We start from the raw sequence: 25849 nt of genomic DNA on the forward strand, positions 1-25849 counted from the left end.
AGCCTCGCTGCTTTATCAAGCGAGGCTAGCCAATGACTCACCTTCCCGACGCCAGCGATGACACTTCCCATCCTCAGGCCCTGATCGAGGGTAAAATCCCAGCCTGGATGGTCAGTACCACGCCTGCCACTCATCAGCACATGCGCACAGCACTGAACACCCCAGCCCCCTGGTTTGCCAAGGCTTGCCAGGAGCAACCGGCTGATGCCCGCAAGCTGGCCAGGGAATATGAGGCCTATAGGCACGCCAGCAGCGACGCAAACGCACTGTTCAAAGCCCTTCCCGACCTGGAGACATTCGCCAGGGAACAGCTGACCTCGGCCATCGAAGCGCGCTTCGGCCTGGCGCTGGATGTCACCCGGACCTACCTGTTCAACGCCGGCAAGGCCGAAGCCTATCAGGCAAGCATGGGTGCAGACCCGTTCACCGCTGCCCAGCGGGCGTTCAAGCTGGCCACCCAGAGCCTGCTGCATTGCGCCCTGCAAAATTTTGAAGCGGCCGAAGCCGAGCCTGGCGGTCTCGATGGCCAGACGTTGAAGTCCGTGGTGCTCGACAGCAATCAGTTCCTGGCGCATCTGCCCACCGGCAACCCGGTTCAGATAGCCCCGCAGGCTTTTGCCTCCTTAGTCCGCGAGCTGGACATCGGCGGCCAGTATCAGGCGTTGCTCGCTGCCGTCTACCAGCCGGACTCCGGGGGTGATGGCGCAGCGGTAAGCGAGACGCTTGGCAAGGCTGAGCAATGCGCCTTTCGCCTCGAGCTGCACAGGGCCTACCTGAGCAACATGCTTGACCTGCCCCTGTATGAGGCCTTGTTGAAGCTCATCCGGGGCGACGAGGTGCACTACCTGGAAAGCCCCATGCGGTGGGCGTTCCTCAAGCTGTTCGACGTGTCGGTGACCGGCGCGCTGGTGATCGGCGTGGTGCCTTTTCCCGAGTTGTTTCTGAGCTACGATACAACTCGCCTTCCTTACAAGAACGTCCTGGTAACCTATCTGCCGGGCGCGCCAGTGCCGCTGAAAGTGCACAGCACTGTTCTTGAAGTTCAAGTGCACTTGCGCGAGCAACTGTGGGCAATGCAGATCCGCCATCTGCAGCAGGGCGTACCTGCCCGCGACAGCGCCACCTTCATGGAAAAACTACGCGACTGCCTGCAACCGGTAGATTGGAGCCGTGTGCAGCCATCCCCGACGCACCAGGGTGAGCTGACCAACCGCGTACGTGACCCCGAAGCATGGGTAGCGGTGACGCTGCAGCCCTTCAACCGCTCGCTGCTCGACGAACTGGTCAGCCAGAAACGCCAACGGCGCATGGACGATGCCTCGTACCATGCCGTTTCAACGGCCCAGGAAGATCAAAAAACCACCGAAAAGCGCAGGGCCTACTTTGCCCAACTGGCATTGGGCGCTTTGAACCTCGGTGCCTTCGTCGTGCCTGGCCTGGGCCAGTTGATGCTTGGTCTGTCACTGATTCAACTCAGCTACGAGGTTTTCGAGGGCATCGAGAACTGGGCCGACGGCGATCGTGAGCAAGCGCTCGACTACCTGATGGACATCGTCGAGAACGTCGCACTCACCGCAGTGGCCGTGGCAACAGGCGCGGCCGATGGCACCCCGGCCGTCGAGAAGATACCCGTAGACATGCCCTCGTTCATCGAGGAGCTCGAGCCTGTGGTCATGCCCGATGGCGGTAGCCGTCTGTGGTTACCGGACGCCCGGCCGTTCGCCCATGACACCGTGCTGCCGGCTGGCCTGCAGGCCGATGAGTTCGGCCTGTATCACCATGATGGCAAGGCCTGGTTGGCAATCGAAGGCAACACCTACTCCGTCACGCAGGCGCCTGGCAGCACTGAATACCGCCTTGTGCACCCCAGCAAGGCACTCAGCTATGAACCACCGCTGCGCCACAACGGTGCTGGCGCCTGGCTGCTCCCCGCAGACCGGCCCGAGCAATGGCCAGAACTGCCCTTGTTCAGGCGCGCTGGCCACCTTGGCGCGCATTTCGACGATGAGACTGCACTGCGTATCCTGCGCGTAAGTGGCACGCAGGAGGATGTGCTGCGCAGGGCGCTGTGCGACAGTCTGCGCTTACCCGCGCAGTTGGAAGACACCCTGTCGCGCTTCAAGCTCTATCAGGCACTTGAGCAACGCCCTGAATTGGCTGAGCCGAACGTGCTCCACAGCGAATTCGAGAGGCACTATCGAGCGCTGCCCACACCCCGGATGCCCGGCGCCGAAGTGATCCAATCTCGCTACCCACAGCTTCCAGCGCCCCTCACCGAAGAGTTGTTGCGCCATGCCAGCCCCTCCGAAAGGGCTGAGCTGGCCCACGGCAAAGTCCCCACCCGGCTCGCCGAAGAGGTTCGTTGCCTTGCGCAGCAGGTCAGGCTGAACCGCGCCTACGAAGGGCTCTACCTGGAGAGCGTGCGTAACTGGGACAGCGATGTACTGGTCTTGCACACCCTGGAGCAGCTCCCCGGCTGGTCAACCGAGACCCCCATCACCGTTGAGCAGCGTCAGCGCTCGCCCGCCCAGGTCGCCAGCATCGGCGCCAGCGAAGTACCCGCGACCACGTTGATCATCAGCGCACGTGCGGGTTACGTGGTCATGGACAGTACCCGGCCCGACGATCTGCTTTCGGTGCACAGCTCATTGCCCGGAGCGCTGTTCGAAGTGTTGACTGCCGAGCAACGTGAGGCACTGGGTGTTGAGGATGAGCAGGCGCTCAGACGCAGGGTTCAACAAGCGCCTCTGTTGCCCCGCGCGGCATTGCGCAAGGTCCTCGGCATGCAGAGCGTGCGCCCGGGCTTTCGCTCGCCAATGCGCCTGGCAGATGGTCGCTTGGGTTACCCGCTGGGTGGCAATCGCCCGCGCGTTGCCAGCATCTCGAGGCAAACATTGCTCAATTCAATACGCCAGATTGGCCAATACGCCCCCATTCCTCGCCCCGCCGAACAGACCCTGGCAGCGTTGGAAAACAGAAACCTGACCCGCGCCCAGATCGATGACATGCTCAGCGTGCTGCTGGAGCAACGCAACCAGCTGCAAAGCCGCCTGGCTGACTGGCGCCAGCTGGCCGCACGGATGCCCCATCAGCCCCCGGATGACTTCGAGCGGTTGATGAACGCCATTTCCCAGCACTGGTATGACCGCGCATTCCTGACCGCCAGCGATGCCGTCGGGCCGCTTCGCCTTGAACGCCTGTCCTTGGCGCAGTTTCCGCTCGAACTGCCTGAATTTTTCAGCGCCAGCGTCACGGACCTGCAACTGATAGAAACGTCACCCGAAAACTATGAAGGCTGGAACCAGCACGGCCCGCAACTGGACAGCCTGACGCGACAGTTCGCAAACCTGAGGTCGCTGGAGATCAGCCGGAACTACCGGCCTGAAGGGACGCCTTCCGCCCTGCAGTTCAGCCTGCCGATGATCGCCCAGCGTCTACCGGCGCTCGAATCGCTCAGCCTGACCAACCAGAATATCTCGCTGTCCTCGACTGACATCGACAGCCTGGCAGGGCTCACTCAGCTGCGACGCCTGGACCTGAGCGGCAACCGGTTTTCCGAGCATTACCCCCCGCGCTTCAACGAGCTGACACTGGACTACCTGGGCCTGGACAACATGGCACTGGATCATTGGCCAGAGGGGGTGGGGTTCAATACCCTGACCCAGGTGCATCACATTGGCCTGCGCAACAACCACATCAGGATCCTCCCGCACTTTCTGCGGGATAACCACATCAATATTGCCGAGCACGCGCTGGTCTCGATGCAGGGCAATCCGCTCTTCGAGGATGAGGTGAGGCGCGTGATGCTAAGCGAAGATGGCCGCGCCTCTCGCTTCGAAATGGACCAGCCTGAAGACGTCAGAGCGCGCCTGGCCGCCCAATTGGCACAACGCCAACAGCTACGCGACGCCATCGACAACTATGTAAACGCCTCCAGTTCGGCCGCCCCTGTCAGCCAGGCGGTCATGGCGGCCAGGACCCGTATCGCAGCAGCACTGAACGAGTTCTGGCATAACCAGGAGATAGGGCTGACGCGCGCGGCATTGCGCCTGAACGATGTTGACCTGGAGCATTTCCCGAGACGCTTGCCTGCCTTTTTCACCGCGCAGGTACATAACCTGGCGCTTGATCGCGTCAGCGGCTCAACCGCACAGTTCGATGCATTGCTGAGCCGGTTGGCACGGGTGACGCGCCTGACGATCGACGAATACCAGCACGCCGAGCAAACGTTGCCTTCTGCCCTTCTGCGCTTGCCTGGGTTGACCGACATTGCCCTGCGCCAGTCAGACCTGCTGATCGACCAGCAGGTGCTCGACACCCTGGGCGGTCTGCCCAACCTCAATTCACTGGACCTCACGGGCAACCGCATGGGGACGATCACACACGCGCCGCAGGCGTTGCAAACGATTCGCCGCCTCGACCTGAACAGCATGGCCCTGGACCAGTGGCCGGCCTGGGTAGACGGCCTGCTGCCCCTGGAGATGCTGGACCTGAGTGATAACCAGCTCACCGAACTGCCAGAGCACATCCTGGCCAACCTGGATAACGACTTCCCCATCAGCTCGATTCTGTTGTTCAGTAACCCGCTGACGGACGAAGCCGTCATGCGCGCCCGTGCCTCTTCCGACAGCCAGCGCAGCTATACCTTTGCCATCGACCTGTCCGACAGCATAAGCGAGTCATCGGGAGAGGGCGGGATGGGCGGCCACCGCCACTTCCCCTTCCTGGACCCAATGGCTGATGCACCCAATGTGGAAAACTGGCTGCTCGCGACGGACCTCGAAAACGAAGCACTGCGGGACAGCTGGGAGACACTCCAGGGTTCAGGTGAAGCCGAGCATCTTCTGGCGCTGGTCGGTCGCCTGCGCAACGCGGCCCCGTACCAGAACGGCAAGACCCGCGTGTCATTCTGCCAACGTGTGCGCAAGGTGCTGGGCAGTGCAGTGGTCAACACGCAAGACCTTGCGTTGTTCAACCTTCAGGCCAGGGAAGCACTGGTGCAGGACAATGGCGACCAGACCTGCCACGACGGCGCGCTGCTGGTATTCCAGAACATCGAACTGTACATCGCCAACCAGCGCCTGCAGATCGATGCGGCAGATACCGAGGGCAACCTTTATCGGGAACTGCGCCGCCTGTATCGCTTGCAGGCCCTGGATGAGGTTGCCCAAAGCGAGGCGGCCAACCGGGATGAAGCGGAGGTTCGCCTCACCTACCGTCGTGAACTGAATGCCCCGCTTGAACTGGGCCTACCCAACGACACCTTGCGCTACGCGATCAATGCCAATATCGATGAGTTGGCGTATGCCGAGCTGGAAGTGCAGCGTCGCGAGCTGGCGGAGGATTTCCTGAATTTTGCCGCCGCCAACCCGCGCTGGGTCCAGTACTTGCGCCAAGCCTATGCCGACCGTTTTGCAGACATCGAGCACACGTACCAGACCCAGGTATCCGAACTACCGGACCAATACCCTGACAGGCCCCTCTCTTCGTTGGCAGAGGAGTTCGAGGCATTGGAGCGCAACAGGCAAACACGCGAGTTACGCCTGATTCGCGAACTCACATCGTTTGCAGACCCTGATCGCAAGCCCCGTTCATCGACCGAGTAGGCAGCCACTCGCCTGGGCGGCCACTGTGTGCAGGCCGCCCCCCCTGCGCTCACTTCCCGTAGCGTTGCACGCCCCAGGCCAGCACGCTTTCGAGCAAACGCCGCAGCACGGCCTGGGTCGGTTGCGCCAGGTCTTCGCGATAGGCGAACGGCTCGCTTTCTTCCATGTACGTGCTTTGCGCCAGCTCCAACTGCACCGCATGGATATGGTTGGCAGGGTTGCCATAGTGGCGGGTGATATGGCCGCCCTTGAAACGCCCGTTGAGTACATGGCTGTAAGCCGGCGCTTCGGCGCACACGCCCGCAAGCAACTGCGCCAGCTCAGGATCGCAGCTGGCGCCGTTGAAAGTACCAAGGTTGAAATCCGGAAGCTTGCCGTCGAACAGGTGCGGGATCAGCGAGCGAATCGAGTGGGCGTCCCACAGCAACGCATAGCCGAACTGCTCACGCAGGCGGGCCAGCTCCTGGCTGATCGTGTCGTGATACGGCCGCCAGATCTGCTCCAGGTAGGTCGCGCGCTCTTCGGCAGAGGGCACCTGCCCGTCTTTGAACAAGGGCTGCCCTTCGAACAGCGTGGCCGGATACAAGCCGGTGGTTGCCCCGACGTACAACGGCTTATCGTCGTCGGGCCGGTTGAGGTCGATGACGAAACGCGAATACTCCGCCGCCACCACGCTGGCGCCCAGTTCACGGGCAAAATCGTAGAGCTGCGGAATGTGCCAGTCGGTGTCAGGCAAGCTGCGCGCCTGGTCGACCAGGCCCTCGCGCACCGCTGGGGTCAGTTGCAGGCCTGCGTGGGGCATGCTGATCAGCAGGGGTAAACGGCCCTGGTGAAAACTCAGTACCTTGTTCATTTCGCCTCGCTCAGTTGAGTATCTCGTGGCCCTTGCGCACCACACGCTTGGGCAGGTCGCCACCCAGCCAGTAGGCCAGGTCGGCGGGGCGCTCGATCTGCCAGGCGACAAAGTCCGCCACCTTGCCGGCTTCCAGCGTGCCATGGCTGTCGCCAAGGCCTAGCGCCGTGGCGGCATGGGTGGTCACACCGGCCAGGGCTTCTTCCGGGGTCATGCGGAACAGCGTGCAGCCCATGTTCAGCATCAGGCGCAGCGACAACCCCGGCGAGGTGCCCGGGTTGAGGTCGCTGGCCAGGGCAATCTTCACACCGTGACGGCGCAGGGCGTCCATCGGCGGCAATTGGGTTTCGCGCAGGAAATAGAAGGCGCCCGGCAGCAGCACGGCGACCGTGCCGGCCGCGGCCATGGCAATGGCGTCTTCCTCAGTCATGAATTCCAGGTGGTCGGCCGACAATGCTTGGTAGCGCGCCGCCAGGCTCGAGCCGTGCAGCGACGACAGCTGTTCGGCGTGCAGCTTCACCGGCAGGCCCAGCTCATGCGCCTTGATGAATACCCGCTCGACCTGGGCCGGGGAGAACGCCAGGTGTTCGCAGAACGCATCCACCGCATCCACCAGCCCTTCTGCGGCCAGGGCAGGCAGCATCTCGTCGCAGATGTGCGCAATGTAGTCGTCGGCCCTGCCGGCGTACTCCGGCGGCAGGGCGTGGGCGGCCAGGCAGGTGGCGCGCACGGCAAGCGGCAACTCGTCGGCCAGGCGCCGTGCCACGCGCAGCATCTTGCGCTCGTTGGCCAGGTCCAGGCCATAGCCGGACTTGACCTCGAGGGTGGTCACGCCATCACGCATCAACGCCTGAACCCGCTGGCGGGCACTGGCGAACAGCTCATCCTCGCTGGCCGCACGGGTGGCCCGCACGGTACTGGCGATGCCGCCGCCTTGCGCGGCGATTTCGGCATAGCTCACGCCCTGCAGACGCTGCTCGAACTCGCCGCTGCGGTTGCCGCCAAACACCGCGTGAGTGTGGCAGTCGATCAGCCCGGGGGTGACCCAGGCATTGCCCAGGTTCACCGTGCGCTCCACTTCGACCGGCCGCAGCGCGCTGCGTGGGCCGATCCATTCGATCAGCCCGTCGCAGGTGACGATCGCCGCGTCCTCGATGATCGAGTAACGGCCGTCGACCATGGTTGCCACATGGCAGTGCTGCCAGAGGGTTCTCATTTGCAATCTCCTGTACTAGCGGTGCAGCCCGGCCTGCGCCTGGGCCGCTTTGCCCTGCCCTGCCCGCGGCTTGCACCACAGCAGGTAGGACGCGACCAGGAACACCACCCAGACCACACCCACCAGCAAGGCTGCCTGAGTGTCCGGGAAGTAACCGAGCACGCCAAAGATGAACACCATGAACGCGATGGCCATGGCTGGGCCATAGGGCCAGAACGGTACCGGGAACTTCAGCTGGGCGGCTTCCTCGCGGCTCATGCTGCGGCGCATGGCCACCTGGGTGAGCAGGATCATCAACCACACCCACACGGTGGCGAAGGTGGCGATCGAGGCAATCAGCAGGAACACGTTTTCGGGGATCAGGTAGTTGAGCACCACGCCGATCAGCAGCGCCGCGCCCATCACCACCACGGTCATCCAAGGCACACCGTGCCGGGACAGCTTGCTGAACCCGCGTGGCGCGTGGCCTTGCTGGGCCAGGCCGTACATCATGCGGCCCGCGCCGAAAATGTCGCTGTTGATGGCCGAAATGGCAGCGGAAATCACCACGACGTTGAGCACTGCCGCCGCCGAACCAATCCCCAGGTTGCTGAAGATCTGCACGAACGGGCTGCCTTCGCTGCCGATTTGCGGCCACGGGTACAGGCACATCAGCACGAACAGGGTCAGCACGTAGAACAGCAGGATACGCAGCGGCACGGCATTGATGGCCTTGGGAATGACCCGTTGTGGGTCCTTGGCCTCACCGGCAGTGACGCCGATGATTTCGATACCACCGAAGGCGAACATGACCACTGCGAAGGAGGCGATCAGGCCACCGACACCATTAGGCATGAAGCCGCCGTGCTCGACCAGGTTGCTCAACCCGACCGCATGCCCGGTGCCGACCTGGCTGAAGCCGAAGGCCATGATGCCGAGGCCGGCAAGGATCATCGCGACGATGGCGCCGACCTTGAGCAGCGACAGCCAGAATTCCATCTCGCCGAACACCTTGACGTTGCACAGGTTCAGGCCGCCGATCAGGAAGACGATGCCCAGCACCCAGATCCAGCGGGCCACTTCAGGGAACCAGAAGCCCATGTAGATACCGAAGGCCGTCACGTCGGCGATGGCGACGATGACCATCTCGAAGGCGTAGGTCCAACCGAGGATGAAGCCGGCCATGGGGCCGAGGTAGGTGGTGGCGTAGTGCCCGAAGGAGCCGGCGACCGGGTTGTGCACGGCCATCTCGCCAAGGGCGCGCATGACCATGAACACGGCGGCGCCGCCGATCAGGTACGCCAGCAGCACTGCTGGGCCGGCCATCTGGATGGCCGAGGCAGAACCGTAGAAAAGCCCGGTACCGATAGCGGAGCCGAGCGCCATGAAACGGATGTGTCGGGCCGACAGCCCGCGCTTAAGACCTTGAGCTTGTTGCATGTCACGTCCTAATTTTGTTTTTGTGGTCGTGAGATCGAGGGGCCGCGTTGCAGCCCTTTCACGGGTCAAGCCCGCCCCCAACAGGTTCAGCTCTGTGTGGGCGCGGGCTTGCCCCGCGAATGGGCCGCAAGGCGGCCCCAGAGGCATCACAGGCTAGGCAGAACCCCAGCTGGCAGCAGCCCGCTCAGGCTGCCTTTAGCCAGCAGCTCGACGGCCTTCTCGATATCCGGCGCAAAGAACCGGTCGCGGTCGTAGTGCGGCACTTCGCTGCGCAGCGCTCGGCGTGCCTGCTCCAGCTTGGCCGAGGTCTTCAGCCCCTTGCGCAGGTCCAGGCCCTGGCAGGCGCCCAGCCATTCGATGGCCAGCACGCCACGGGTGTTCTCGGCCATTTCCCACAAGCGCTTGCCGGCGGCCGGGGCCATCGACACGTGGTCTTCCTGGTTGGCCGAAGTGGGCAGGCTGTCGACGCTGTGAGGGTGCGACAGGGCCTTGTTCTCGCTGGCCAATGCGGCAGCGGTCACCTGGGCAATCATGAAGCCAGAGTTGACCCCACCGTTTTCCACCAGGAACGGCGGCAGCTGGGACATGTGCTTGTCCATCATCAGCGAGATGCGGCGCTCGCTGAGCGAGCCGATTTCGGCGATGGCCAGGGCCAAGTTGTCAGCGGCCATGGCCACCGGTTCGGCGTGGAAGTTGCCGCCCGAGATCACGTCGCCTTCGGCAGCGAACACCAGCGGGTTGTCCGACACCGCGTTGGCCTCGACGCCGAGCACTTCGGCAGCCTGGCGCAACTGGGTCAGGCAGGCGCCCATGACCTGCGGCTGGCAGCGCAGCGAGTACGGGTCCTGGACCTTGTCGCAGTTCTTGTGCGACTGCGACACTTCGCTGGACTCGCCCAGCAGGTCGCGGAAGCAGGCGGCGGTGTCGATCTGGCCACGCTGGCCACGCACGGCATGCACCCGTGCATCGAACGGCGAACGCGAGCCCAGCGCCGCTTCCACGGTCAGGCCACCGCAGGCAATGGCGGCGGCGTACAGGTCTTCGGCGTAGAACAGCCCGCGCAAGGCGTAGGCCGAGGAAGCCTGGGTGCCGTTGAGCAGGGCCAGGCCCTCTTTGGCGGCCAGGGTCAGTGGCTCCAGGCCGGCAACGGCCAGCGCTTCAGTGGCCGACAGCCATTGGCCCTGGTAACGCGCCTTGCCTTCGCCGAGCAGCACCAGCGACATGTGCGCCAGCGGTGCCAAGTCGCCGGACGCACCGACCGAGCCTTTGAGCGGAATGTGTGGGTAGACTTCGGCGTTGACCAGGGCGATCAGCGCATCGATCACCTTGCGGCGAATGCCAGAGAAACCACGGCTGAGGCTGTTGATCTTGAGCACCATGATCAGCCGCACCAGGTCGTCGTCCAGCGGCGCGCCGATGCCGGCGGCGTGGGACAGCACCAGCGAACGCTGCAGGTTTTCCAGGTCATGGCTGGCAATGCGGGTCGAAGCCAGCAGGCCGAAACCGGTGTTGATGCCGTAGGCGGTACGGTCTTCGGCAAGAATCTGTTCGACGCAGGCAACGCTGTCGTTGATCGGCTGGTCGGCGCTGGCATCCAGGCGCAGGCGCACGGGTGCGGCGTGGATCGCGCGCAGCTGGGCCAGGGTCAGGGTGCCAGGCTTGAGGGTCAGTTCGGTCACTTCGCTACTCCATTCTGTCGGGGCCCGCAGGCCCCTTCTTGTTGTTCAGTATCACTCAAAGTGCAGCGATCAGCCCGTGATCATTGGCAGGTCAAGGCCTTGCTCTTTGGCGCAGTCGACGGCGATGTCGTAGCCGGCGTCGGCGTGGCGCATGACACCGGTGGCCGGGTCGTTGGTCAGCACGCGGGCGATGCGCTCGGCGGCTTCATCGGTGCCGTCACAGACGATGACCATGCCCGAATGCTGCGAGAAGCCCATGCCTACACCGCCGCCGTGGTGCAGCGAAACCCAGGTGGCGCCGCTGGCGGTGTTGAGCAGGGCGTTGAGCAGCGGCCAGTCGGAGACAGCGTCGGAGCCGTCACGCATGGCTTCGGTTTCACGGTTGGGGCTCGATACCGAACCGGAGTCCAGGTGGTCGCGGCCGATGACGATCGGCGCCGACAGCTCGCCGCTGCGTACCATTTCGTTGAACGCCAGGCCCAGTTTGGCGCGAAGGCCCAGGCCGACCCAGCAGATACGCGCTGGCAGGCCCTGGAAGCTGATGCGCTCGCGGGCCATGTCCAGCCAGCGGTGCAGGTGGGCGTCGTCGGGGATCAGTTCTTTGACCTTGGCATCGGTCTTGTAGATGTCGTCGGCCTCACCAGACAGCGCGGCCCAGCGGAACGGACCCACGCCGCGGCAGAACAGCGGGCGGATATAGGCCGGCACGAAGCCAGGGAAGTCGAAGGCGTTGGCCACGCCCTCTTCCTTGGCCATCTGGCGAATGTTGTTGCCGTAGTCGAAGGTCGGGATGCCTTGCTTCTGGAAGTCGAGCATGGCTTGCACGTGCACGGCCATGGACTGCTTGGCGGCCTTGACCACGGCAGCCGGTTCGGTCTGCGCACGGTCGCGGTACTGCTCCCAGGTCCAGCCGGCCGGCAGGTAGCCGTTAAGCGGGTCGTGGGCGCTGGTCTGGTCGGTGACCATGTCTGGGCGCACGCCACGTTTGACCAGCTCCGGCAGCACTTCAGCGGCGTTGCCGTGCAGGGCGATGGAGATGGCCTTGCCTTCGGCAGTGTACTTGGCGATGCGCGCCAGGGCGTCGTCGAGGTCGGTGGCCTGCTCGTCGACATAGCGGGTTTCGAGGCGGAAATCGATGCGGCTCTGCTGACATTCGATGTTCAGCGAGCAGGCACCGGCCAGGGTCGCGGCCAGTGGCTGGGCACCGCCCATGCCGCCCAGGCCTGCGGTCAGTACCCACTTGCCTTTGAGGCTGCCACCGTAGTGCTGGCGGCCGGCTTCGACGAAGGTTTCATAGGTACCCTGGACGATGCCCTGGCTACCGATGTAGATCCAGCTGCCGGCGGTCATCTGGCCGTACATGGCCAGGCCCTTGGCATCCAGTTCGTTGAAGTGTTCCCAGTTGGCCCAGTGCGGCACCAGGTTGGAGTTGGCGATCAGCACGCGCGGGGCGTTGCTGTGGGTCTTGAACACGCCGACCGGCTTGCCCGACTGCACCAGCAGGGTTTCGTCGTCTTCCAGGCGGGTCAGGGTCTCGACGATCTTGTCGTAGCAGGCCCAGTTGCGGGCGGCCCGGCCGATACCGCCGTAGACCACCAGCTCCTTGGGGTTTTCCGCGACCTGCGGATCGAGGTTGTTCATCAGCATGCGCAGCGGCGCTTCAGTCAGCCAGCTTTTGGCGGTCAGCTTGTTGCCACGTGGGGCACGGATTTCAACGTCACGGTATTTGTTGTTGTCGGTCACGGGAAGGGTCCTCTGCGGTCGTCCGCGGGCAGATGTGTCGTGGGCAATATACAAACACACCTTTACTTGTATGTACAAGCATGGACAACCAAAATAATTGGACCTCTGCGTTGGTAACCAGAAAAAGCTGGGGCCGCGTTGCGGCCCCGGCTATCTCAACGTGAAATCAGTTCGATCAGGCAAAACCGCCCCTGAACCTCCAACCCCACCAGCGCGTCGTTACCCTCAAGCCGCAAGCAGTCATGCAACCCCAGCCGCTGCACCTCACCCCCTGCCAACTGCACCTCGACCTGATTGCTGGCGGCGAACAACAACACCGTCGACGCCGAACTGAACAGCCGGGTGGTGCCATCGAACCACTGCAAGCGCGCGCGATAGCGCTGTGGCGAGTAGATCAGGTTGAAATCACGAATCGCCCCACCCAGCAGCTTGCAACTGACCTGGCTCTCGCCTGCGAAGGCAAACGCGTCGTATGGCAACAGCGGCCGGCTGGCCTGCCCGTCGACCAGCAGGCGCATGCCATCGCCCTGCAGCACCGTGATGATCCGCTGGTAACCGGCGAACGACGAGAAACCGCCAGACTCTTCGATATCGGCAATCGACAGGCGCCAGCCGAACCCTTCGAGGCCTTCGCCGCTGTCGCGGGTGATTTCCTCGGTGAAGCCGCCCCCGTTCTTCCACGGCATGCGCGGGTAGCCCTGCGCACGCAACACCTGCAATTGGCTCATTTGCTGAATCGTCCTTCCAGGCGATGACGGGAACCGGGGTGGATCAACCGCGCGGCTGTGACCGGCTGGCGGCCGGACCAGGTGCGGCGGCGAATCAGCAGGCAAGGCTCGCCCCGCTCGATCTGCAGCAGCTGGCACTCGTGCGGCTCGGCCAGAATCGCCTCGACCACGTGCTCACCCTCGGTCAGCGGCGCGACCTGGGACAGGTAGGCGTAAGGCGTTTGCCGGGTGAAGTCCTGCTTGAGGTAATCGGGCGCGATCGCCGCATTGACGTAGCGGTCCTCGATTTGCACCGGTATGCCATTTTCGTAATGCACGATCAGCGAATGGAACACCCGCTGGCCTTCGCGCATGTCCAGCGCCAGGGCACGCTCGGAGCCGGCGGCCTCCTCGGCGAGGATGACCACCTGGCAGCTATGCTGGTGGCCACGCCCGGCAATCTCGTCGGCGATGTTGTTGACTTCGAACAGCGCCGAACGGCTCTTGGGTTCGGCGACGAAGGTACCGACCCCTTGCATGCGCACCAACAGCCCTTCGGCCGTGAGCTCACGCAGGGCGCGGTTGATGGTCATGCGGCTGAAGCCCAGTTGGCTGACCAGCTCGCTTTCTGAAGGGACCCGGTGATGGGGCGGCCAGCTGCCGTTGTCGATCTGCTGGATGATCATCTGTTTGACCCGCGCGTACAGCGGCGCCGGGCCCTCGCCCATCTGGGCAACCAGCGCGGAGACAGGAGGTGTCGGCACGGCGTTGGATCCTTGTGCGATTGAATGAGCGGTAGCTTGCCGCAGTTTACCCGGCAGGCAAACGCCTGTATATGTATATACAAGTTGACAATAACAGGATTTCACCGATGTCCGCCTACTTCGCCGAACGCGCCCTGCTGCCCAATGGCTGGGCCAGCAATGTCCGAATCGAGGTCGCCAGCGATGGCAACATGACCCGCATCGAGCCCGGCGCTTCGGCCGACGGTGCCGAACGGCTGGCCGGGCCGCTGCTACCCGGCATGCCCAACCTGCACTCGCATGCCTTCCAACGGGCGATGGCAGGGTTGGCGGAAGTGGCGGGCAACCCCAACGACAGCTTCTGGACCTGGCGCGACCTGATGTATCGCCTGGTTGGCCAGATCACCCCAGAGCAGTTGCAGGTCATCGCCCGCCAGCTGTATATCGAGATGCTCAAGGCCGGCTACACCTCGGTGGCCGAATTCCACTATGTGCACCACGACTCGGCAGGCAAGGCCTACGCCGACCCCGCCGAGCTGTCCCGGCGCATCAGCGCCGCAGCAGCCAGCAGCGGCATTGGCCTGACCTTGCTGCCCGTGCTGTACAGCCACGCAGGCTTCGGCGGCCAGGCGCCCACCGAAGGGCAACGGCGTTTCATCAACTCTACCGAGCAGTACCTGCGCCTGCAGGAACAACTCGCGCCACTGCTGGGCGCGCAGCCGGCACAGCAACTGGGCCTGTGCTTCCACTCGCTGCGCGCAGTCACCCCAAGGCAGATCGCCAGCGTGCTGGAAGCCGGCAACCCAAATAGCCCGGTGCATATCCACATTGCCGAACAACAGAAGGAAGTCGACGATTGCCTGGCCTGGAGTGGCCTGCGCCCGTTGCAGTGGCTGTACGAGCATGTCGAGGTGGACGCGCGCTGGTGCCTGGTTCACGCCACCCACGCCGAAACCGATGAAGTTGCCACCATGGCCCGCAGTGGTGCGGTCGCGGGGCTGTGCCTGACCACCGAGGCCAACCTGGGCGACGGTATCTTCCCGGCGGTGGATTACCTGGCGCAAGGTGGGCGCATGGGCATTGGCTCGGACAGCCATGTGTCGCTCAGCGTGGTGGAAGAACTGCGCTGGCTGGAGTATGGCCAGCGCTTACGCGATCAGCGGCGCAACCGGCTGTACCGCGGTGACCAGCCGATGGTCGGGCGCACGCTGTATGACGCAGCCTTGAGCGGCGGTGCCCAGGCGCTTGGCCAGGCGGTCGGTGAACTGGCGGTGGGCAAGCGGGCCGACTGGCTGGTGCTCGATGGTCAAGACCCGTACATCGCCACGGCAGATGGCGATGCCATTCTCAATCGCTGGTTGTTCGCAGGCGGCGACCGCCAGGTGCGCGATGTGATGGTCAACGGCCAGTGGGTCGTGCGCCAGGGGCGGCATGCCCAGGAAGGGGAAAGCGCACAGGCGTTTGTCGAGGTCTTGCGCCAACTGCTGGGTTGACCGTGTGTGTGTAGGAGCGGCCTTGCGTCGCGAAAAGGGCCGCAAAGCGGCCCCATCGATACCAGCGGCGACGCTAAAGCCTGGGGCCGCTGCGCGCCCCTTTTCGCGACGCAAGGCCGCTCCTACACACACACCACCACATGCAAGCGCGTGCGGGGTCAATGGCTCTTGACGATCTGCTGGTCAGCCGTGCGCCAGATCAGCCGGCTGGTGTCATAACCCTGCTGCCGCGCCTTGGACAGCAAACTCTCGCGCTGCCAGGCCGGCAGGCTTGGCGTGCGCGACAAGATCCACAGGTACTTGCGGTCCGGGCTGCCGACGATCGCCGTGTGGTAACGCTCGTCCACGTAGAGAATCCAGTACTCACCCCTGGCCACGCCCGGTACCAGGCGGGTGAACCAGTTGTCGAACTCGACCCACAGCTTGTCGGTATGCCCAGGCTCCTGGATGTTGGCATGCCCTTCTGCGCGCAACCATTCATCACCCAGGGTACGGCAGCGGTTGAGCACGCCGTAGGAGCCGTCAGATTTGAGGTTGTAGTGGGCCTCGGACTGCTCGCAGCCTTGCTGATAGCGCATCGGCAAGCGCGCCAGCTCATACCATTTGCCCTGGTAGCGCTTGAGGTCGACGTTACCGGCGGTTTTCGGTGCCAGCGGGTCATGCGCAGAGCTGGCGCAGCCGCCCAGCAGCATCACCAGGCATAACCCCAGCAGCAGGTGCAGACGCCTCATTTAAGGCCCTGCCCTGAATACATCAGCACCTTGTCAGCCGCGTACTGCACGCTGATGAAGCTCTTCTCGTCCCCCCAGGTACAGCTGCTCATGCCCAGCGCGCCAGAGCACTCGGCAGGCGTGCCGAGCAGTTGCTCGACCTCGGCCTTGTTCATGCCGGCCTTGAGCTTGGAATAGTTTTCCTGGTTGATCTTGCTGCACGCGGTCAGAACGACGCACAAGGACAACAGGGCGAGGGAACGCAACGACATGAGGACACTCCTGGACAGGGGATACAGGCGAGTGGCCTGCAGTGACCTTCGACGAGAAAATCCCTCCCTGGTTCCCTGCCCTCCCCCCTTTCCACCTACACCATTGGTCGGGTAGCCAATGGCGGCGTAAAAAAAACCGCCGCTGCGGGGGCAGGGGCGGTTTTTTGCTACGTCAGGGCTGCGTGGCAGGCCGATGAATCTCAGAACCTGGACCCAGGCTCCAGCAAAAAGTCCATCTCTTCACTGGTACTCGGCCGTTCCAGCATCAGGTTGCGGTGCGGGAAGCGCCCGAACCGGGCAATCACCCGCTGGTGCTGCTCGGCATAGTCGAGGAACCCCTCGAACAAGCGCCGATGGGCCTCGGGCTGCTCGTCCAGCAGGACCTGGTAACGCTCGACGCACAGGTTCTGCCAGTCCAGCACCTCGGCATGCTCCAGCACCAGCAGCACAAACACTCGCTGGATCGGCAGCAGCTGGTAATCCCAGCCTTTCTGCAGGCCCTGCATGGCCACCACCTGGGCACGCCGGTCGCCCTCGAAGGCGCGCGACGTGTCGCGGTGGATCATGCGCGGCAGCTGGTCCAGCAGGATCAGCAGGCCGAGCCAGCCTTGCGGGCTCTGCTGCCACTCGTCGAGCCCACCCGCCAGGGCATGCTCGACAAGCTCGCCAAACAGCGCCTGAGCTTCGGCATCGTGATGCTTGCCGAACCACAGCGTGCTCTTCTCGTCAGCCACGGCCTGGGGGCTGGTGCCCCAACCGAACCACCACTCCAACAACGGCTGCCAAGGTGCGAGCATGACTTACTCCTTGTGATACGCGGTGACGCGCTCGACCTCTTCCTTCGAGCCCAGAATGACCGACACGCGCTCGTGCAGGCTTTGTGGCTGAATGTCGAGGATACGATCGTAACCATTGGTGGATGCGCCGCCAGCCTGTTCGATGATGAACGACATCGGGTTGGCCTCGTACATCAGGCGCAGCTTGCCCGGCTTGCTCGGGTCGCGAGCGTCGCGCGGGTACATGAACAGACCGCCACGGGTCAGGATGCGGTGCACGTCGGCTACCATCGAGGCGATCCAGCGCATGTTGTAGTTCTTTTTCAGCGGGCCAGTCTCACCGGCCAGCAGCTCATCGACGTAGCGCTGCACCGGGGCTTCCCAGTGACGCTGGTTGGACATGTTGATGGCGAACTCGGCGGTGGTTGCCGGTACCTGGATGTTCTCGTGAGTCAGCACGAAGCTGCCCAGCTCACGGTCCAGGGTGAAGCCCTTGACGCCATTGCCCAGGGTCAGGATCAGCATGGTCTGCGGGCCGTAGATGGCATAACCGGCGGCGACCTGCTCGGTGCCTGGCTGCAGGAAGGCGTTTTCGTTGAGGGTTTCGTTCTGGCTCAGGTACTCGTTGGGGCAACGCAGTACCGAGAAGATGGTGCCGACCGAGACGTTGACGTCGATGTTCGACGAACCGTCCAGTGGGTCGAAGACCAGCAGGTAGGCGCCTTTAGGGTACTTGCCCGGGATCTGGTAGGCGTTGTCCATTTCTTCGGAAGCCATACCGGCCAGGTGGCCGCCCCACTCGTTGGCCTCCAGCAGGATATCGTTGGAGATCACGTCGAGCTTCTTCTGCACTTCACCTTGAACGTTCTCGGTGCCCATGCTGCCCAGTACGCCGCCCAGGGCGCCTTTGGACACGTGGTGGCTGATCTCTTTGCACGCGCGCGCCACCACTTCGATCAGGAAGCGCAGATCGGCAGGGGTATTGTTGCTGCGGGTCTGCTCAATCAGATAGCGACTCAGGGTAACGCGGGACATGTATGGCTCCGAAATGGAAAGGGGGAGAAAAACCCCCGCAGTTTACAGGGAGAGTGCGATGCTAGCGAGCAATGAGACTCGCCTGGGCTGTCTGACGGCACAATAGGTCGGTAGTTCAGCCGTGGCCAGGCCGGCTGTCGAGTGGGGCCGCTATGCGGCCCTGGTAAGTCAGTCCAGTGCTTTCCAGATGTCGGTGGCATACTCGCGAATGGTTCGGTCCGACGAGAACCACCCCATCCGCGCCGTGTTCAGCACCGCCATGCGCCACCATTCCTGCGGCGTGTGCCACAGCTCATCGACCCGCCGCTGGGCATCCCAGTAGGCGTCGAAATCGGCGCACACCAGGAAACGGTCATAGGCCACCAACCCGTCGATCAGCCCGGTATAACGCGAAGGGTCATCGGGCGAGAACACCCCGCTGCGAATGGCCTGGAGCACATCGTTCAAGCGATTGGACGCCGCAATCGCTGCACTGGCGCCAAAGTCTCCGGCGCGCCGGCGCGCCTCGACCTGCTGCGCCGTGAGGCCGAAGATGAACATGTTGTCGGCCCCCACCTGCTCGCACATCTCGACGTTGGCGCCGTCCAGGGTGCCGATGGTCAGCGCGCCATTGAGGCCGAACTTCATGTTGCTGGTGCCTGACGCCTCGTAACCTGCCGTGGAGATCTGCTCGGACAAGTCTGCCGCCGGGATGATGCTTTCGGCCAGGCTGACGTTGTAGTTGGGCAGGAATACCACTTTCAGCAGGCCACGCACGGTGGGGTCGTTGTTGACCACACGGGCGATGTCGTTGGCCAGCTTGATGATCAGCTTGGCCTGGTGGTAGCTGGCCGCAGCCTTGCCGGCAAAGATCTTCACCCGTGGTACCCAATTGGTACCGGGGTCGTTGCGAATGGCCTGATACAGCGCCACGGTGTGCAGCAGGTTGAGCAACTGGCGCTTGTACTCGTGGATGCGCTTGACCTGCACATCGAACATCGCCTCGGGGTTCACCGTAACGCCGATACGGTCCTGGATGATGCTGGCCAGGGCGCGCTTGCTGTGCAGGCGCTGGGCGGCGAACTGCTTGCGGAAGCTGCTTTTGTCAGCAAAGGGCACGAGGTTGGCCAGCAGCCCTTCAGGGTCATCCTTGAGCTCGGGCCCAAGCGCCTCGACCAGCATCTCGGTCAGTGGCGGGTTGGACTGGAACAGCCAGCGCCTGAAGGTGATGCCGTTGGTCTTGTTGTTGATCCGCTGCGGGTACAGCTTGTGCAGCTCGGCGAACACCGTGCTCTTCATCAGCTGGCTGTGCAGTGCCGACACACCGTTGACACTGTGCGAGCCGAGAAACGCCAGGTTGCCCATGCGCACCCGGCGGCCGTTGTCTTCTTCGATCAGCGACACGGCCCGCAACACGTCGAAGTCGTGCAGCCCTTTCGCGCGCAGGGCGTCGATATGGTAGGCGTTGATCAGGTAGATGATCTGCATGTGCCGCGGCAGCATGCGCTCCATCAGCGCCACCGGCCAGGTTTCCAGTGCCTCCGGCAGCAAGGTGTGGTTGGTGTAGGCCAGCGTGCCGACGGTCAGCTCCCAGGCAGTATCCCAAGGCACTTCGTGCTGGTCGACCAGCAGCCGCATCAACTCGGCCACGGCGATCGAGGGGTGGGTATCGTTGAGCTGAATGGCCGCGGCATCGGGCAGGTTGAGCAGGCTGTCATGCATGTTCAGGTGGCGGCGCAGCAAGTCCTGCAGCGAAGCCGAAACGAAGAAGTACTCCTGGCGCAGGCGCAGCTCCTGCCCGGCTTCGGTACTGTCGGCCGGGTACAGCACGCGCGAAATGCTCTCGGCGCGCGCCACTTCGGCGACCGCACCCAGGTGGTCACCGGCGTTGAAGCGCTCCAGGTGCAGCTCCTCGAGCGCCCGCGCCCGCCACAGGCGCAAGGTATTGACGCTGGCGCCACGCCAGCCGACCACCGGCGTGTCATAGGCCACCGCCCGCACCGTCTCGCCGGGCGACCACACCTGCCGTTGCTGGCCTTGGGGGTCCTGCACGGTCTCGACGCTGCCGCCGAAACTGATCGGGTAGATCACCTCGGCGCGCTCGAACTCCCAGGGGTTGCCGAAGTCCAGCCAGTTCTCGGTCTGCTCCTGCTGCCAACCATCGACCACCGCCTGGCGAAACAGGCCGTGCTCGTAACGGATACCGTAGCCATGGGCGGCAATGCCCAGGGTCGACATGCTTTCCATGAAGCAAGCCGCCAGGCGCCCCAAGCCACCATTGCCCAGTGCGGCATCCGGCTCCAGCAGGCGGATGCGCTCCAGGTCGACGTCCAGGCCGTCGAGGGCTTCGCGGGCGATGTCGAGCAAACCCAGGTTGCTCAGGCTGTCATACAGCAGCCGCCCGATGAGAAATTCCAGGGAAAGGTAATAGACCCGTTTCTGACTGCGCCTGTAGGCCTGACGGGTATGGTCCATCCAGTGATCGACCATGTGATCACGCGCCGCCAGGGCAATGGCTTCGAACCAGTCATGGTCGAAGGCATGCTCGGGGTCCTTGCCGACCGCGTAGGTCAGCTTATCCAGCACAGCGGCGCGAAAATCGGCCACCTCGGCGTCACGTGCTTTGGGTTCCTGGGACATGCGGCATCCTCGGGCAAGTAGACGAATACGGAGGGAGATTGATGAGACTAGACCCTTCGACAGGGACTGACAGTACCTGTTCGCAGTTTTCATGCCTGATGAAGGAATCAGGCAAAAGGTTGTTCACAAATTGAACAACTCCGGTATGATCGCGCGCCCCAAGACCGTGATTCACCCCCATAACGATGAAAACGACCCTGATTGCCGCGGCCGAAGTCGACCGCCTGGAAACCTGGCAACGCTATGCCAGCCACATGTGCGGTGGCTGCCACTCGACCTGCTGCACGCTGCCCGTGGAAGTGAAGATCAAGGATCTGATCCGCATCGGCGTGGTCGACGAGTTCGAAAAAGACGAACCACCGAAAAACGTGGCCAAACGCCTGCAGAAGGAAGGCATCATCGAGCGCTTCAACCAGAAGTCGGGCATCTTCACCCTGACCCGGATGAGCAACGATGACTGCATGTATCTGGACCGCAAGAGCCGGCTGTGCACCATTTATGACAAGCGGCCAGATACCTGCCGCAACCACCCCAAGGTCGGGCCACGGCCTGGGTACTGTGCTTACAAACCGAAGGTGGTCGGCCGTTGACGATCCCAGAGAGACTGAATAGAATTTGAGCCGTCTCGATGTACACGGAGCTTCCTTTGGAAGTGTCTAGACGCCGCCACCTGGTTCCGGCCGTGCCGGTTGATGAGAGAAATCTCTAAGGGCATCCGCGATACGACCCCCTTTATTGGGGGTTTCGTATTTCTACAGGCAGCTATCGCCTTACTGGTCGTCGAATCGGCTCACCTCTCAGCTTCTTCACCATCAATAGCCAACCTTTTATTTTTTCATGTCGCTTGAGCCGGATTGGACGACTGGAAGGGTGGCCAGGGTCGCGTATGTAGGCGCTTTCAACGTGTGCGCAGGTGTAACAGGCTCCAGGTGACCCCACCCACATCAAACCGGCCGCGTGCCAAGTGCTCTTTCCATCCCTTGCCCTTCATCATTTGCCCCATGAAATAATTCAAAAGGCAGCGTACTGGGGGGGTGTGCTATTGCCAAAAACTCCTTAGCAAGCAATTACTTCCAGTGAAACATGGTGAAAAAGACAAAAAAAACGCCCCCGGCCTTTCGACCGGGGGCGTTTTCATTCAGCCAGAGCTAACTCAGCTGTTTTTGGCTTTCTTGGCAGCGCGGGTACGCTCGCTTTCATCCAGGATCTTCTTGCGAAGACGGATGGACTTCGGCGTTACTTCGCACAGCTCGTCTTCCTGGATGTATTCCAGAGCCTGTTCCAGGGTGAAGCGAACAGGTGGAACCAGAGCGATGACTTCGTCTTTACCCGAAGCACGCATGTTGTCGAGCTTCTTGCCCTTGGTAGGGTTGACGCCCAGGTCGTTGTCGCGGCTGTTCTGGCCGACGATCTGACCGTTGTAGATCTCTTGACCGTGCTCGACGAACAGCTTGCCACGCGCCTGCAGGGTTTCCAGCGAGTAGGTCAGCGCCTTGCCGGTTTCGACCGAAACCAGTACGCCGTTCTGACGGCCGGACATGTGGCCGGACTTCACGGTGTCGTAGCGATCAAAGATCGAAGTCAGGATGCCTGCACCGTTGGTCAGGGTCAGGAACTGGTTACGGAAACCGATCAGACCACGCGCCGGGATGTTGTATTCAAGGCGTACACGGCCTTTGCCATCCGGGACCATGTTGGTCAGGTCGCCTTTACGCAGACCCATCTCTTCCATGACCTTGCCCTGCGATTCTTCAGGGATGTCGATGGTGACGTTCTCGAACGGCTCTTGCTTGACGCCGTCTACTTCGCGAATGATGACTTCCGGGCGGCCCAGGGCCAGTTCGAAGCCTTCGCGACGCATGGTTTCGATCAGTACCGAGAGGTGCAGCTCGCCACGGCCCGAGACCTTGAACTTGTCTGGGGAGTCGGTTTCTTCAACGCGCAGGGCAACGTTGTACAGCAGCTCTTTGTCCAGACGGTCCTTGATGTTACGGCTGGTGACGAACTTGCCTTCCTTGCCGCAGAACGGCGAGTCGTTGACCTGGAAGGTCATCGAAACGGTAGGCTCGTCAACGGTCAGCGGCTTCATCGCCTCAACGGCAGTCGGGTCGCACAGGGTGTCGGAGATGAACAGCTCGTCGAAACCGCTGATGCAGACGATGTCGCCAGCTTGGGCTTCTTCGACGTCGACGCGGTGCAGACCGTGGTGGCCCATCAGCTTGAGGATACGGCCGTTACGCTTCTTGCCGTCGGCGTCGATGGCGACAACCGGGGTGTTAGGCTTGACGCGACCACGGGCGATACGGCCAACACCGATCACACCCAGGAAGCTGTTGTAGTCCAGTGCGGAGATCTGCATCTGGAACGGGCCGTCACGGTCAACAGCTGGCGCTGGAACGTGGTCGACGACAGCCTGGTACAGGGCAGTCATGTCTTCGCCCATTTCGGCGTGGTCCAGACCGGCAATGCCGTTCAGGGCCGAGGCGTAGACCACTTTGAAGTCCAGCTGCTCGTCGGTAGCGCCGAGGTTGTCGAACAGGTCGAAGATCTGGTCCAGAACCCAGTCAGGACGCGCGCCCGGACGGTCGACCTTGTTGATCACGACGATCGGCTTCAGGCCGGCTTCGAAGGCCTTCTTGGTCACGAAGCGGGTTTGCGGCATAGGGCCGTCCTGGGCGTCGACCAGCAGCAGCACGGAGTCGACCATCGACATTACACGCTCAACCTCGCCACCGAAGTCGGCGTGGCCGGGGGTGTCGACGATGTTGATGTGGTAGCCGTTCCAGTTGATGGCGGTGTTTTTCGCCAGAATGGTAATACCGCGCTCTTTTTCCTGGTCGTTGGAGTCCATGACGCGCTCGTCGTTGAGCTCGTTACGCTCCAGCGTGCCGGACTGACGCAGGAGTTTGTCGACCAACGTGGTTTTACCATGGTCAACGTGGGCGATGATGGCGATGTTACGCAGATTTTCGATCACAAGTGTATCTCGATCAGAGGATTCGGTTGCCGCCTAGTCTAGGCGACCAATATGTAAGGTATAAGGCTCAGCAGGGCCGGCGGTCGGGAGGGCGATGGCGGATGCTGCCGCCATACAGCCCTGGCGTCTTATGCCGGACGATAAACACGCACATTGGCATGTCCCTCACTGAGCAGGTGGTGTGCGTGCAGACGGCTCATCACACCCTTGTCGCAATACAGCAGGTACTGGCGAGTTTCATCCAGCTGCTTGAAGCGACTATTGATTGCATAAAACGGCATCACCTGAACTTCGACGCCCTCGATCACCAAGGGTTCGTCTTCCTGTGCATCGGGGTGACGGATGTCGATGACGATCTGGCCAGGCAGCGCTTCGCGAACTTCTTCTACCTCGATGTCTTTGCCCAGCTCGTCGATCACGTGGTCGATCGAGATGAACTTGGCGCGTTCGAGGGCGCGCTCCAGCACGGCCATGTCGAATTGCTTTTCTTCATGCTCCATGCGGTGGCGCTTGGCGTGGGTGGTCGGGTTTACCGAGATCACGCCGCAGTATTCAGGCATGTGCTTGGCGAAATCGGCGGTGCCGATTTCGGTGGCCTGGTCGATGATGTCCTGCTTGTGGCTGGCCAGCAGCGGGCGCAGTACCAGCTTGTCGGTCGCCGAGTCGATGATCGACAGGTTCGGCAAGGTCTGGCTGGAGACCTGGGAAATCGCCTCGCCGGTGACCAGCGCTTCGATCTGCAGGCGGTCGGCCATATGGGCAGCGCCGCGCAACATCATGCGCTTGAGGGTCACGCCCATGTAGCTGTTGTCGACCTTGTTGAGAATCTCGCCGACCACTTCTTCAAACGGCACGCTGATGAACAGCACGCGCTGGCTGCTGCCGTACTTCTTCCACAGGTAGTGGGCCACTTCCATCACGCCCAGCTCGTGGGCACGGCCGCCGAGGTTGAAGAAGCAGAAGTGGGTCATCAGGCCACGGCGCATCATCTGGTAGGCCGCCACGGTGGAATCGAAGCCACCCGACATCAGTACCAGGGTTTGCTCCAGGGCGCCCAGCGGGTAGCCGCCGATGCCCTGGTGCTGGTTGTGGATCACGTACAGGCGCTGGTTGCGGATTTCGATGCGCACCAGGACTTCCGGGTTCTTCAGCTCGATGCCGGCGGCGCCGCACTGCTGGCGCAGCTGGCTGCCGACGTAGCGGTCGACGTCCATCGAAGTGAAGTCATGGTGGCCGCCGCGCTTGCAGCGCACGGCAAAGTGCTTGCCCGCGAGCAGATGACCGAAGTGCTGCTTGCACTTCTCGACGATGTCGTCGAAGTCGCCGAGCGGGTATTCCTCTACCTGCAGGAAGTGGGTGATACCCGGGGTGCAGGTGAGGCGCTCGATCATCTCGCGCTGGACCTTTTCGTCCTCGACGCGGGTGACCACTTCGAGATTATCCCAGACACCATCGACCGCGAGCTCAGGATCGAGATCCTTGAGCACGTTGCGGATGTTCTTGCCGAGCTGACGGATGAAGCGCTTGCGCACCGGCCGGCTCTTGATGGTGATTTCTGGGAAGACTTTGACGATAAGTTTCATTGGTTAACAGCGCGCGCAGGGCCTGCCGAAAATGAGGGGCGCGAATTATAGCGGAAATTGCTCAGGATTTGACCAACTTTTGTACAGAAGGTTTGCCGATGTGGCCAGAGTCAGTATTTGCGCCGCCTGCCCCGGGCCTTTCGCGGGTACACCTACCCCCGCAGGGGTGGATTTGGCCTGTGGCAGCGGCTTTACCCGTCAACAGGCCCTCAAACAAAGCACCACCCTCCACCAGCGCACCAACATGGTGCAACAAGATGTTTTCTTGCCTCTAATGGGTGCGTTTTTCAGTCATCAACCCTAAGTTAATGCCCGCAAACGCCCCCTTTTATCCCGCCCTCGCCATTTTCGGGCACTGGCATGCAATTTGCTCCCTTGTGAGGCAGGTAAGCTTGGCCGACTATCCGCGCCCGGCAAC

Annotated in this window: 17 protein-coding genes; 3 read left to right on the forward strand and 14 right to left on the reverse strand. The window is 62.6% G+C overall.

Features of this window, described 5'->3' with window-relative positions:
- Window positions 1–32: 32 nt before the first annotated feature.
- The gene (locus tag PC358_RS19575) at window positions 33–5606 is read left to right on the forward strand and encodes a dermonecrotic toxin domain-containing protein (RefSeq protein WP_081874763.1); all 5574 of its coding nucleotides are present in this window, start codon (window positions 33–35) and stop codon (window positions 5604–5606) included.
- Between the two features lie 49 nt (window positions 5607–5655).
- Here the strand turns inward: PC358_RS19575 and hutG are convergent, their stop codons facing one another.
- From hutG to hutC, 7 genes are all read right to left on the reverse strand, one after another.
- On the reverse strand, window positions 5656–6459 hold the full coding sequence (hutG, locus tag PC358_RS19580) for an N-formylglutamate deformylase (protein WP_033701947.1): 804 nt from the start codon (window positions 6457–6459) through the stop codon (window positions 5656–5658).
- A 10-nt stretch (window positions 6460–6469) separates the two neighbouring features.
- Entirely contained in the window at window positions 6470–7675 is a 1206-nt protein-coding gene (hutI, locus tag PC358_RS19585) for an imidazolonepropionase (protein WP_033701948.1), read from the reverse strand.
- A gap of 15 nt (window positions 7676–7690) precedes the next feature.
- A complete protein-coding gene (locus PC358_RS19590) occupies window positions 7691–9094 on the reverse strand; it encodes an amino acid permease (RefSeq protein WP_033701949.1) in 1404 nt (467 codons plus the stop codon).
- A gap of 146 nt (window positions 9095–9240) precedes the next feature.
- Entirely contained in the window at window positions 9241–10773 is a 1533-nt protein-coding gene (hutH, locus tag PC358_RS19595) for a histidine ammonia-lyase (RefSeq protein ID WP_033701951.1), read from the reverse strand.
- A gap of 69 nt (window positions 10774–10842) precedes the next feature.
- A complete protein-coding gene (gene hutU / locus PC358_RS19600) occupies window positions 10843–12516 on the reverse strand; it encodes a urocanate hydratase (protein ID WP_033701952.1) in 1674 nt (557 codons plus the stop codon).
- 155 nt (window positions 12517–12671) lie between these two features.
- Window positions 12672–13244, reverse strand: a complete 573-nt coding sequence (locus PC358_RS19605) for a HutD/Ves family protein (protein WP_033701953.1) — start codon at window positions 13242–13244, stop codon at window positions 12672–12674.
- Window positions 13241–13951, reverse strand: coding sequence for a histidine utilization repressor (gene hutC / locus PC358_RS19610; protein WP_177326481.1), 711 nt, complete (start codon window positions 13949–13951; stop codon window positions 13241–13243). Before hutC ends, PC358_RS19605 begins: the two co-directional genes overlap by 4 nt.
- 143 nt (window positions 13952–14094) lie before the next feature.
- On the opposite strand from hutC, the gene PC358_RS19615 reads away from it, so the two are divergent.
- A complete protein-coding gene (locus tag PC358_RS19615; protein ID WP_033701955.1) occupies window positions 14095–15459 on the forward strand; it encodes a formimidoylglutamate deiminase in 1365 nt (454 codons plus the stop codon).
- A gap of 158 nt (window positions 15460–15617) precedes the next feature.
- On the opposite strand, the gene PC358_RS19620 is transcribed toward PC358_RS19615, so the two are convergent.
- The 5 genes from PC358_RS19620 to PC358_RS19640 all read right to left on the reverse strand — a co-directional run bounded on the left by PC358_RS19620 (window position 15618) and on the right by PC358_RS19640 (window position 20871).
- Window positions 15618–16190: a lipocalin family protein gene (locus PC358_RS19620; protein ID WP_033701956.1), complete on the reverse strand. Its 573-nt coding sequence runs from the start codon at window positions 16188–16190 to the stop codon at window positions 15618–15620.
- Window positions 16187–16441, reverse strand: a complete 255-nt coding sequence (gene bamE, locus PC358_RS19625; RefSeq protein WP_008094623.1) for an outer membrane protein assembly factor BamE domain-containing protein — start codon at window positions 16439–16441, stop codon at window positions 16187–16189. The genes PC358_RS19620 and bamE overlap by 4 nt, the downstream gene beginning before the upstream one ends.
- Window positions 16442–16641: 200 nt before the next feature.
- Window positions 16642–17238 (reverse strand): DUF924 family protein, encoded by a 597-nt coding sequence (locus tag PC358_RS19630; protein ID WP_033701957.1) that lies wholly within the window; start codon window positions 17236–17238, stop codon window positions 16642–16644.
- 3 nt (window positions 17239–17241) lie between these two features.
- Window positions 17242–18252: a class 1 fructose-bisphosphatase gene (locus tag PC358_RS19635; protein ID WP_033701958.1), complete on the reverse strand. Its 1011-nt coding sequence runs from the start codon at window positions 18250–18252 to the stop codon at window positions 17242–17244.
- A 168-nt stretch (window positions 18253–18420) separates the two neighbouring features.
- Window positions 18421–20871, reverse strand: a complete 2451-nt coding sequence (locus tag PC358_RS19640; protein WP_033701959.1) for a glycogen/starch/alpha-glucan phosphorylase — start codon at window positions 20869–20871, stop codon at window positions 18421–18423.
- 185 nt (window positions 20872–21056) lie between these two features.
- Here PC358_RS19640 and PC358_RS19645 point away from each other — a divergent pair, with 185 nt between their 5' ends.
- Window positions 21057–21461 (forward strand): YkgJ family cysteine cluster protein, encoded by a 405-nt coding sequence (locus PC358_RS19645; protein WP_016712459.1) that lies wholly within the window; start codon window positions 21057–21059, stop codon window positions 21459–21461.
- 563 nt (window positions 21462–22024) lie between these two features.
- Here PC358_RS19645 and typA read toward each other — a convergent pair.
- Both typA and thiI read right to left on the reverse strand, forming a co-directional pair.
- Window positions 22025–23848 (reverse strand): translational GTPase TypA, encoded by a 1824-nt coding sequence (gene typA / locus PC358_RS19650; RefSeq protein ID WP_033701960.1) that lies wholly within the window; start codon window positions 23846–23848, stop codon window positions 22025–22027.
- Between the two features lie 128 nt (window positions 23849–23976).
- Window positions 23977–25431 (reverse strand): tRNA uracil 4-sulfurtransferase ThiI, encoded by a 1455-nt coding sequence (gene thiI / locus PC358_RS19655; RefSeq protein ID WP_033701961.1) that lies wholly within the window; start codon window positions 25429–25431, stop codon window positions 23977–23979.
- Between the last annotated feature and the right edge of the window lie 418 nt (window positions 25432–25849).

Source organism: Pseudomonas capeferrum (genome assembly GCF_000731675.1).
Taxonomy (GTDB): Bacteria; Pseudomonadota; Gammaproteobacteria; order Pseudomonadales; family Pseudomonadaceae; genus Aquipseudomonas; species Aquipseudomonas capeferrum.

What these genes read in the sequence shown, in the direction of transcription:
- PC358_RS19615 (WP_033701955.1), top strand. Translation starts at nt 14,095, where the DNA reads ATGTCCGCCTACTTCGCCGAACGCGCCCTGCTGCCCAATGGCTGGGCC.
- PC358_RS19635 (WP_033701958.1), bottom strand. Translation starts at nt 18,252, where the DNA reads ATGTCCCGCGTTACCCTGAGTCGCTATCTGATTGAGCAGACCCGCAGC.
- PC358_RS19630 (WP_033701957.1), bottom strand. Translation starts at nt 17,238, where the DNA reads ATGCTCGCACCTTGGCAGCCGTTGTTGGAGTGGTGGTTCGGTTGGGGC.
- PC358_RS19575 (WP_081874763.1), top strand. Translation starts at nt 33, where the DNA reads ATGACTCACCTTCCCGACGCCAGCGATGACACTTCCCATCCTCAGGCC.
- bamE (WP_008094623.1), bottom strand. Translation starts at nt 16,441, where the DNA reads ATGTCGTTGCGTTCCCTCGCCCTGTTGTCCTTGTGCGTCGTTCTGACC.
- hutG (WP_033701947.1), bottom strand. Translation starts at nt 6,459, where the DNA reads ATGAACAAGGTACTGAGTTTTCACCAGGGCCGTTTACCCCTGCTGATC.
- hutC (WP_177326481.1), bottom strand. Translation starts at nt 13,951, where the DNA reads ATGGGCGAGGGCCCGGCGCCGCTGTACGCGCGGGTCAAACAGATGATC.
- PC358_RS19605 (WP_033701953.1), bottom strand. Translation starts at nt 13,244, where the DNA reads ATGAGCCAATTGCAGGTGTTGCGTGCGCAGGGCTACCCGCGCATGCCG.
- PC358_RS19590 (WP_033701949.1), bottom strand. Translation starts at nt 9,094, where the DNA reads ATGCAACAAGCTCAAGGTCTTAAGCGCGGGCTGTCGGCCCGACACATC.
- PC358_RS19620 (WP_033701956.1), bottom strand. Translation starts at nt 16,190, where the DNA reads ATGAGGCGTCTGCACCTGCTGCTGGGGTTATGCCTGGTGATGCTGCTG.
- PC358_RS19645 (WP_016712459.1), top strand. Translation starts at nt 21,057, where the DNA reads ATGAAAACGACCCTGATTGCCGCGGCCGAAGTCGACCGCCTGGAAACC.
- hutI (WP_033701948.1), bottom strand. Translation starts at nt 7,675, where the DNA reads ATGAGAACCCTCTGGCAGCACTGCCATGTGGCAACCATGGTCGACGGC.
- thiI (WP_033701961.1), bottom strand. Translation starts at nt 25,431, where the DNA reads ATGAAACTTATCGTCAAAGTCTTCCCAGAAATCACCATCAAGAGCCGG.
- PC358_RS19640 (WP_033701959.1), bottom strand. Translation starts at nt 20,871, where the DNA reads ATGTCCCAGGAACCCAAAGCACGTGACGCCGAGGTGGCCGATTTTCGC.